Source organism: Bacillus sp. AFS001701, from assembly GCF_002559405.1.
Lineage (GTDB): Bacteria > Bacillota > Bacilli > Bacillales > Bacillaceae_G > Gottfriedia.
The window spans coordinates 1-1,758 of sequence record NZ_NTZO01000240.1 but is presented as its reverse complement, the minus strand read 5'-3'; the positions used below and the strand labels follow the sequence as shown (position 1 = coordinate 1,758).

The 1,758-nt window shown below is 35.2% G+C and carries 1 protein-coding gene; it reads left to right on the top strand.

The genetic code is table 11. The features are described from left to right. The first annotated feature begins 255 nt into the window (after positions 1-255). Positions 256-1,182 (top strand): LysR family transcriptional regulator, encoded by a 927-nt coding sequence (locus CN514_RS16190; protein WP_098233474.1) that lies wholly within the window; start codon positions 256-258, stop codon positions 1,180-1,182. The last annotated feature ends 576 nt before the right edge of the window (positions 1,183-1,758 follow it).

Genomic DNA, 1,758 nt, shown 5'->3' with positions numbered 1-1,758 from the left:
AAAAAAGAGCTATTTCTCAAAGGAAATAACTCAGTTTTTTTACATCTCCACTTTTTGGGGTCTTGACCAGTGCACCTGAACGTTTTTTGTCTGTAGTCGAAAAAATAAGAAAAAGATGACTAGAATGAAAGAATGAAGGTTGTGTTCAGATATATGGAAAGCAGTTATGAATAAAAAGTTGAAAGTTGTATTTTTCACATGAATATAGAAAAAACGGAAATAATAAGAGAAATTAAATGAGGGAGGAGGGATGAGATGAATTTTGAACAATTGAAGTATATTGTAGAAGCTTCAAAAGAAGGGTCTATTTCAAGAGCAGCCGACAATTTATATGTGTCAAAATCAGGATTAAGTCAAGGGATTACGATGCTTGAGTCAGAGCTAGGAGTGAAGATTTTTGATCGGACGAACACAGGGATTAAACTAACTTATGCAGGCGAACGAGTGGTTAGGCAAGCAATTCAAATGTTAGAAATGATGAATAATTTAAATAAAGAAGTTAAAACATTGAAACGAAAGAATGATGTATTCATCACGATTTCAATGACTCCGACATTCTCGTTTTTGATTCAGCAAATTATTCTATCACTTAATCATTTTCATCCACATCTTACCTTTCAAGTGATAGAACAACATCGAAAAACGTTGTTAAAAAATAGGCAACAACTTGCTGATTTCTCTTTTATTGCATTGACTCGTTCAGAATCGAAATATTTCGATAATCAAACACTCACACACTTAGGACAAACACGAATTTGTATTGCAGTGGGAAAAAAATCGCCATTTTATCATGAAGAATCTGTTCGGTTGGCCGATTTGAAAAAAAAGACGGTGATTGGCTATACGTTAACAGATTACGAACAATTGCCGTTTGAGCCACCTAGTAATCAAAATGCGTTTTTGACGACAAACTTGCTCGAGTTTGCGTTTGATATGCTTAGTGAAAAAGATGCGGTCTTGTACCTTCATTCCTTTACATTGTGGAATCAACCTATCATAGAATCCGGTGAAATTCGAGTGATCCCGATTGAAGATAAGCGAATCAAACCAGTTGATTTATGGTGTGTCCATAGAATCGAAGAACGTGAATCAGAAGTAGTTCGGTCATTTTTTGAGGAATTAACTGCACGGATAAGAGTTATACTGAAAGAATCATTTGATGGAAAAAAAGGTACTCACTAGAAGTACCTTTTTGTCGGTTTGTAGAACGCTTATTGGAACAGTTTCTTCTTTTGGAGTTGTTCATCTGCGATTTTGAACACTAGTTCAACGACAAAATATTTTTTTCTGGCAAGACGCGCAATTCCTGTAAGACACCTAAGATGAGCATAGAGTTAAGAAAAAACGTTCAGGTGCACCTGAACGTTTTTTGTCTGTAGTCGAAAATAACACACGCGAGCGTGCGTGTGTTGTTCGTTCGAATGATTGGGATGACCCGAACGTTGAATAATATTTACATCAAGGAGAAAAACAACATTGGCATTCGTGTTCAGCATCACGAACCCAAATGTATGTCTACCGATAGTAGACGAAACTGCCCAAAATCCGTCAAGACAGAAAAACGGAAAAATTTCAAAAAGTCTTCAACAAAGAAAAGGAAAGAAGTAATCCCTGAATGGTTATGCAATAATTGGAATTTTTATCAACGAAAGCATCATATTTCTGAAAAACATCAAAAATCCCCCAATTTTTAATAAGGCAAATGAACTATATAAAATGGAAAAATAGGAAGATATACGTAAAAAAGCAGTTGAAAAC